Here is an 8039-nt window from a genome sequence, read left to right as displayed (position 1 = left end):
GCCGAGCGGGCCGCGGAGGTGCTCGCGCGCGGCCCACGCCGCAGACCGCCACCGCCCATCGAGCGGGTCGGGTCCACCCCGACCAAAGTCACGCCCGCGATCGGCACGCCGGTGCGGGTCAACAACTCGCCCACCCGCGCCGCCTGATCGGACGTCAGGTTGCCGCTGCGGGCCACCACGAGCATCGCGTCCACGTGCTGCACCAGGTCGTTGGTGTCGTTCGCGTACAACAGCGGAGCGCTGTCGACGAGCACGACGTCGGCATGGTGCCGCGCGCGCTGGACCACCTCGCCCGCGCGCAGCAGCAACGCGGCCGGATACGCGGCCGGCGCACCGGCGGTGATCACCCGCACGTTGGGGATGTTCGTGCTGCGCACGACGTCGCCGATCTCCATCTCCTGCTCGGCGAGCAGCACTTCCGACATGCCCTTGCCCGACTTCGCGCCCAGGTACAGGTGGGTCGCGGGAGTGCGGAAGTCGCAGTCCAGGACCAGGACCGAGCGGCCGGCCTCGGCCAGCGCCGCGGCCAGGTTGGCCACGGTGCTGGTGCGACCGTCGCCCGGACGCGGCGACACCACCAGGATCACCGGCGCCGGATCACTCACCCGCCGTACCGGCATCGCGGTGCCCCGGTTCTGCCGAGGGTCCGCGCCGCTGAGGCGATACGCGAGCCCGGGCGGCCCGGACAGCAGCAACGCCGAGCGCAGCGTGCGATACGCCTCCGCGACCGGACTGTCCGGCCGGCCCGCGACCAGTACGGCGTGCCCGGCCCGCGAACGCCGCGATGCGCGCGGTACTTCGGCGATCACCGGCAGACCGAACGCCTCCTCCAACTGGATCCGGCCGCGCAGGCGCACGTCCATCCGGTCCACCATGAGCGCCGCGATCAGCCCGAGCGCCAGACCCAGGGCCGCCGCGAGGGCGATCCGCAGCGGTCGCGACGTCGGCGCCAGGATGCTCGTCTGCGAGTCCGGCGTGCTCTTGAGGCCGTCCGAGACCTCGATCTTGGGGTCGTTCAGCGGGTTGATCAGGTCCTGCTGCTGCGCCACCAGCGACGTGTACTGACCACGCTTGGCCTCGAACTCGGCCTGGAGGGTGGCCTTCTTGCCGACCGGCGCCTTGTTCACCCCGTCGTCGAGGGTGTTGACCTCGGCCTTGAGCTTGTCCAACTGGACCGTCATGCTGTCGGCCTGGGTCTGTCGGGTCTTGCGCTGCGTGTCGGCGAACGTGGCCACCGTCTCCTGGGCCCACGCGATGGCCAGGTCCTCGGCGGCCTTGCGGCTCGACGCCTTCGCGAGAATCTCCACCAGCCCCAGGTCGGGATTGAGCTGCGACGTCACCTTGGTCGCGAGCACCGCCGGATCGGGATCGTTGAGCCGCTTGGCCACTCGGCGCGCGACCTCGCCGCCGTCGGCGACCCGTTGCACCGGCGCGAGGTTGAACTCCTTGGCGGAATTGGGGGCGGGCACCACGTTGACCGCACTGGTCCACTGGTTGCCGGTGCCCTTGGGCTCCGACGGGGTCAAAATCAGCCCCGCCAGCAAGCCGACCGCCAGACACGCGAGCACCAGCGGCCAACGGCGCTGGAGAACGGAGAAGTAGCTAGAGGTTTCCACCGGTCCCCCTCCGGTTCGAGTTGCCGCCCCGAGAACAGACGCCGGGGCAGGCCAAACGTAGACCAAGCGGGGTGTGGATCAACCCCGGGACTGTGCCGGAAGTGTGGAGATTCCGTCGAGATCCGACCGGCTGCCGTCGCCCGCCCGTCACCGCACCGGACCCGACGTCGCGTCACGACCGGTCCCGCGGTCGAGCGCACCTTCGTAGAACGCGACCATGCGGTCGCAAACGCTGTCGATCGTGTACTCCTCGCCGAAACGTCGATACGCCGCTTCCGTGCGTACCGCGGTCTTCTCACGCTCCGTCAGGGCCGAGACGAGCGCTGCGGCCAACGCCTCGGGGGAGTCGGGCGGCACCAGCGCGGCGCAGTCTCCCGATCCGGTGATCTCGCGCACCGGGGGCAGGTCGCTGGTGACGATCGGGGTGCCCACCCCCATCGCCTCGATCAGCACGCTGCCCAGGCCCTCCCACCGCGAAGGCAGCACGAACACGTCGGCCGCGCCCATCAGATCGGGCACGTCGTCACGATGTCCCAAGAACCGTACGGGCTCGCCGGCGTCCGCGGAATCCCCCGCTCCGCCGACCGCCGGCGACCCGGCCGATTCGTCCACCGGGTCGACCCGGGCCGCCAGTTCACGCAGCAACGCGGTCTGCCCACCCGCCGGGCCCGCCAGCAGCAGCACCGCCTCCGGCACCTCGCGGCGCACCCGGACGAAGGACCTCAGCAGCACGTCCAAGCCCTTTTGGTACTCCTGCCGAGCCGCCGTCACCAGCAGCGGCACGTGTGGCCCGATACCCAGCGCGGCCCGGGTCGCCGCGCGCCGATCCCGGGCCGCCGCGAGCAGTTCGAGATCGCGCCCACGCGGCACCACGTCGATCAGCGACCGGCGCACCGCGAGCCGACGGGCCATCACATCGGCCACGTGCGCGGTCAACGCGTGGAATCTGCGCACCCCGCGCGCACTGGCCGCGTCCAGCCCCTGGGCGGCCCGCAGCTTCCACGGCCGAATCCCCGGTTGGTCGCGCATCTCCGGTCCGTACGACGTGTTGACCAGGCTCGACACCACCGGAACTCCCGCCACGAGCGCGGCGATTCGCCCGGCCACGTCCGCCTCGTACAGCGTGGTGTGCACGATGTCGGGCCGCCGATCGCGGATCAGCCGGGTCAGGGCCCGCGCGGAACCCACCCGCGATTGGCGGTGCACGCCGAACAGCGTCGCCCCCGCCGCCGCCAACTCGGCCTGAAAGCCGTCCAAATCCATCAGATACGCGATATCCAGCGTGACCCCGCGGCGAACCAGGTGCGGTGCCATGGCAACCGCCGCCCGTTCCGCCCCGCCGACTCGATCCACGCTGTCGATCACCTGGAGCACATGCACTGCATCACCTCTACATCCCCCCCGGATTCCGCACGGAATCCCACCACGCTCACGGGCGCCCCCACCCCGCATGGCTGAGCATGTCATCGTTACGCCCCCGACGGGGGCCGATCCGTGACAACCTGTCACCCCATGGGGACAAGGACGGACCGGCGGGGGGTCCTGCACGTCGTGACCGACCCGCGGCGTCGAGGGTCGCAGGCGTTCGCCCACGACCTGGACGCCGCGTTGCGCGAGCGCGGCCGGCAGTCGTCGATCGTCGCGCTCGCCGGGGGCGGTGAGTTGGACATCGCGGTGCTCGGGCCGACCCGGATGCACCACCGCACGCTGCGCGAACTGCGCCGCCGCGCCGCGGAAGCCGACGTCGTGGTCGCGCACGGCTCGACCACGCTCGACGCGTGCGGGATCGCGCTCACCGGCACCGGAACACCCTTCGTCTACGTCAACATCGGCGACCCCAGGCACTGGGCGCCGGACCGGCTGCGGCGGGCCCGGGTCGGGGCCATGCTGCGCCGCGCCGCGGCCGTCGCGTCGGTGTCACCGACCGGCCGCGACATCCTGCGCGAGACCTACCGGTTGGTCCCCGAGCGGGTCCAGGCGATCCCCAACGGCCGTCGCCCGGAGCGGTTCCTGCCGCCGGACGCCGCCGACCGGGCCGAGGCCAGAGCCGAACTGGGGCTGCCCGCAGGCGCGACCGTACTGGCGGTGGTCGGCGCGCTGGCCCCGGAAAAGCGCGTGGCGCTCGCGATCGAGGCATTCGCGCTCCTGGTGACGGACACGACGGAGATCGCCGACAAGGCCGCGGCCGACGGTCTCCCACCGCGCGAACAGCCCGACTGCCTCCGCCTGGTCGTCGCCGGCGACGGCCCGGAGCGCGAGCGCCTGGAGACGCTCGCGCACCGGCGCGCACCCGGCCTGGTCACCTTCACCGGCAACGTCGCCGACCTCGGTCCCGTCTACCGGGCGAGCGACGCGATCGTGCTGTCCAGCGTCAGCGAGGGTGTCCCCGGCGTGCTCGTGGAGGCGGGCCTGACCGGGGTACCGGCCGCCGCGACCGATGTCGGCTTCGTGCGCGACGTCGTCGTGGACGGCGTCACCGGAGCGCTCGACCCGAGCGGCGAACCACGCGCCCTGGCCGTCGCGATCCGCCGCGTGCTGGCCGATCGTGAGGCGATGGGCCGCGCGGCCAGGGCTCGTTGCCTGGAGCGACACGCGATGGAGACCGTCGTCGACGCGTGGGTCACGCTCCTCGACGGAACGAGCCGAGCCGGCTCGGCGCCGTGATCCGTCGGGCGAGTGACCGGGTCGACCGGTGAACGCGCCCACGGACAAAGGCAGATCGCCGCAGTGTGGAAGCGGGACGAAGGAGGGCGGGAGCAGCGCTCCCGGAACGGCCGAATGCGACTCGTGGGGAGATCGCATGTGCCAAGGTTGTTGTCGAACCAGGGAGGGGGAGTCCCGTGGGGGAGTATCCGGGGGGTGCCGTCGGCATGCCCGGCGACGGCATGGCTCGATCCGGCACAGACCGGGTGGGCCGACACGCACGTCCCGCCGGCAGCGTCGACGAGCCTGCCGACCATCGAACACACGTCAACGGAGTGCCCGTCGCGGGCCACGGGGGAGCGACCACGCCCACCATCGACAGTCCCGCAGGCAACCGGCCGAGCCCGGGACGACACGCCGCCCCCGAGCCGGGCGTCGGCAGCGGCAGTGGCCGGATCGCCGCCGCCCAGGCGCCCGACCCCGAGGTCAAGGGACCACCGCCGGAATGGAAGTTCAAGCGCCGCACGAGTCTGCTGCGCGGGATCGGCGAACTGTGGCGCTCCCGTGAACTCGTGCGCACCCTGGCCGAACGCGACCTCAAGGCGCGCTACAAACAAGCCGTTCTGGGTTTCGCGTGGGCGATCATCACGCCCGTCCTGCTCATGCTGGTCTTCACCGTCGTCGTCCAACGCGTGGGCAACCTCAGCCAGAAGGCGCACCTGCACGGCGTGCCCTACCCGCTGTTCAGCTACCTGGGCCTGCTGCCGTGGACGTTCTTCATGTCCTCGGTCACCCAGGGCTCGTCCTCGCTCGTGTCCAACGGGCCGCTCCTGAACAAGGTCTACTGCCCGCGCGAGGTCTTCCCGTTCGCGACGGTGATCGTCGCGGCCGTGGACATGCTGATCGCCTCGACCGTGCTGCTCGTGCTGTTCGGGGTGTACACGACCCCGCCCGCCGCCACGAGTTGGGCGGTGCCGATCCTGCTGCTCATCCAGTTCGAGGTCACCCTCGGCCTCGTGCTCGTGATGTCCGCGGCGGTGGTCTACTTCCGCGACATAAGACACGTGCTGCCCCTGCTCATGCAGATGGGCATGTTCGCCACGCCCGTCGCCTACGGCCTGGACCAGATCACCAAGGACTGGGTGCTGCCCTACGTGGTGCTCAACCCGCTCGCGGCGGTGATCGACGGCTACCGGCAGACGATCCTGTACGGCGAACAGCCCGACTGGCAGATCACCGGCGCCGCCGCGGCCTCCGCGACGGTGATGCTGATCGTCGGCTACAAGATCTTCAAGAAGCTCGAAGCGGGGATCGCCGATGTCGCCTAGCCTCACCACGACGACGAGCGCGGCCGGCTCCGGCTCGGCCGGCGTCGACCGGTCCGGCCCGCTGCCGCTGGGCACCATCGACGCCCAACACCTGTGGAAGCGCTTTCGCGCGGACAGCCGCCGCATGCTCCTGCGCGACAACCTCGGCCGGATCGCGCGCCGGGTCACCGGGCGCGACCAGGCCGACTGGCGCTGGGCGTTGCGCGACATCGACATCCACATCAGGCCCGGCGAGGCGGTCGGCCTGATCGGCTCCAACGGCTCGGGCAAGTCGACGCTGCTCAAGATGCTCACCGGCGTCATGTACCCCTACGCCGGCCGGCTCCAGGTGCGCGGCCGAGTCGGCGCCCTGATCGAAGTCCGCGCGGGCATCCACCCCGACCTGACCGGGCGTGAGAACGCGTTCCTGTACGGCTCGTTGCTCGGCCTCAAGCGGGCCGAGGTGACCAAACGCTTCGACGACATCGTCGACTTCGCCGAACTGGGCACCGCGATCGACCGCCAGGTCAAGTGGTACAGCTCCGGCATGCAGATGCGGCTCGGCTTCGCGGTCGCCGCGTTCCTGGAACCCGACGTGCTGCTCGTGGACGAGGTGCTCGCGGTCGGCGACGCGCTGTTCCAGCAAAAGTGCCTCGACCGCATGCGCGTCGTCCTCGAACAGGGCACGACGCTCGTGCTCGTCTCACACGACCTCGCGTCCGTCGAATCGATCTGCACGCGCGGGATCTGGCTCGAACAGGGCGAGATCCGCGCCGACGGCCCGATCCGCCAGGCCCTGCGCGGGTACCGCGACAGCGTCGAGGAGGAGACCGAGGCGCGCACCCGCACCGACGAGGCGATCGGCATCACCGAGGTCGACGTGCGCGGCGTCGAGACCGCCGGACCCGCCACCAACAAACCGATGGTGGTCGAGGCCGAGTTCGCCGGCTCCTACTCGGGCCCGGCGACCGTGCACATCGGAGTCACCGAGGGCACCGCGAGCCCGGTCTTCACCGCGCGCCGCGATCTGCACCTGGGCCGCTCGGGCGAGCGGGTGCGCTGCACGCTGGCCAACCTGCCCCTGCCGCGCGGGCGTTACGCGCTGTGGATGGGCGTCTACGACCCCGAGGGACACCCGCTGATGACGTGGCACCCCGCGAAACAGTTCGACGTGGCCGGGCCCGAGTTGGACACCCCGCCGCGCGCGGTCGTGCTCGCCGCGCCGGTCTACGTCGACCACACCTGGGAGGCGTGAGCGATGCGCATCCTGGTGTGCCCCCACGACATGCAACTCGGCGGCAGCTCGATCAACGCCGTGGACCTCGCCCGCGCGGTGCGCGACCTCGGCCACGAAGTGTGGGTGATGGGCCGACAGGGGCCGCTGCGAGCACGGGTCGCGGCCGCGCAACTACCGCTGCTCGCACTGCCGGAGCGCGCGCACGTGCGGCCCTCGCCCGCAGTCTCGCGCGCGATCGCCGCAGCCGTGCGCACACACCGGATCGACGTCGTGCACACCTACGAATACTGGCCGCTCGTCGAGGCGTTCCTCGGCGCGTACGTACCGCGCGGCACACCCGTGCTCGGCACCGTCATGTCGATGGGCAGCCTGCCACCGTACTTCCCGCGCACGGGCGTGCCGCTCACCGTCGGCTACGGCGACCTGTACGCGGAGACGGGTGAACTACGCGGCCTCGAAGGCGCGCGCGTGCACCTGCTCGAACCGCCCGTCGACACCGCGATCGACCACCCCGACACCGTGGCCGCCACCGACGACGGCACCGCGCCCGAAGTGGACGTGGCCGCGTTCGCCGCCGAACACGGCCTGCTCAAGCCCGCCCCCACGGTCGTGGTGGTCTCGCGCCTGGCCAAACACCTCAAGCAGGAACACCTCGAACGCACCATGGACGCCGTGGGCCGGCTGTCCGCACAACTGCCCGGCGTGCGCCTGGTCGTCGTCGGCGGCGGCTCGATCGAACGCGAACTCCAGGCCCGCGCCGCCAAACTCAACGCCGACGCCGGACGCCGCGCGATCGTGCTCACCGGTGAACTCGCCGACCCGCGGCCCGCGTACGCGCTCGCCGACGTCGTGGTGGGCATGGGCAGTTCGGTGCTGCGCGGCATGGCGTTCGGCAAACCGGCCGTCGTGGTCGGCGAACAGGGCTATTGCCGACCCGTCGGCCCCGAGACGATCGGCGGCTTCGACGGGCTCGGCTTCTACGGCCTCGGGCAGGGCCGGCCGACGGTCGAGGACGACCCGCTGACCGGCCAACTCGCCGCGCTCCTCGCGGACTCGGCCGAGCGCGAGCGGATCGGCGCGTGGTCGCTCGACCTCGTGCACGAACGCTTCGCGCTCGACCGCCACGCGCTGCGCCTGGTCGACTGGTACGAACAGGCCCGGGCCGAGCGGCCGGTCGTACGCGGGCGGGTGGGCGAAGCGGTGCGCGTCGGCGGACGGCTCGTCGGCTTCAAGGCG

6 protein-coding genes are annotated in these 8039 nt (G+C 71.7%); 4 read left to right on the top strand and 2 right to left on the bottom strand.

Annotated elements, in window-relative coordinates:
• Together GT354_RS56415 and GT354_RS08140 are read right to left on the bottom strand one after the other, a co-directional pair.
• Positions 1 to 1616: tyrosine-protein kinase domain-containing protein (locus tag GT354_RS56415; protein WP_161355587.1), on the bottom strand; the 1616-nt coding region annotated here is incomplete at its 3' end.
• A 147-nt stretch (positions 1617 to 1763) separates the two neighbouring features.
• Complete coding sequence (locus tag GT354_RS08140; protein ID WP_161355586.1) at positions 1764 to 2996, bottom strand: glycosyltransferase family 4 protein; 1233 nt, start codon at positions 2994 to 2996, stop codon at positions 1764 to 1766.
• A 171-nt stretch (positions 2997 to 3167) separates the two neighbouring features.
• Between GT354_RS08140 and GT354_RS08135 the strand changes: the two genes are divergently transcribed.
• From GT354_RS08135 to GT354_RS08120, 4 genes are all read left to right on the top strand, one after another.
• Entirely contained in the window at positions 3168 to 4280 is a 1113-nt protein-coding gene (locus tag GT354_RS08135) for a glycosyltransferase family 4 protein (RefSeq protein ID WP_161355585.1), read from the top strand.
• A 176-nt stretch (positions 4281 to 4456) separates the two neighbouring features.
• A complete protein-coding gene (locus GT354_RS08130) occupies positions 4457 to 5587 on the top strand; it encodes an ABC transporter permease (RefSeq protein WP_346011919.1) in 1131 nt (376 codons plus the stop codon).
• Positions 5577 to 6821: an ABC transporter ATP-binding protein gene (locus GT354_RS08125; protein ID WP_161355584.1), complete on the top strand. Its 1245-nt coding sequence runs from the start codon at positions 5577 to 5579 to the stop codon at positions 6819 to 6821. Before GT354_RS08130 ends, GT354_RS08125 begins: the two co-directional genes overlap by 11 nt.
• A gap of 3 nt (positions 6822 to 6824) precedes the next feature.
• On the top strand, positions 6825 to 8039 hold a 1215-nt coding region (locus tag GT354_RS08120; RefSeq protein WP_161355583.1), incomplete at its 3' end, for a glycosyltransferase.

The sequence above is a fragment of the Streptomyces sp. SID3343 genome (genome assembly GCF_009865215.1).
Classification (GTDB): Bacteria; Actinomycetota; Actinomycetes; order Streptomycetales; family Streptomycetaceae; genus Embleya.
This window is presented reverse-complemented; position numbering and strand designations above follow the sequence as displayed.

Coding starts and splice junctions, on each gene's coding strand:
- GT354_RS08125 (WP_161355584.1), top strand. CDS start 5,577: ATGTCGCCTAGCCTCACCACGACGACGAGCGCGGCCGGCTCCGGCTCG.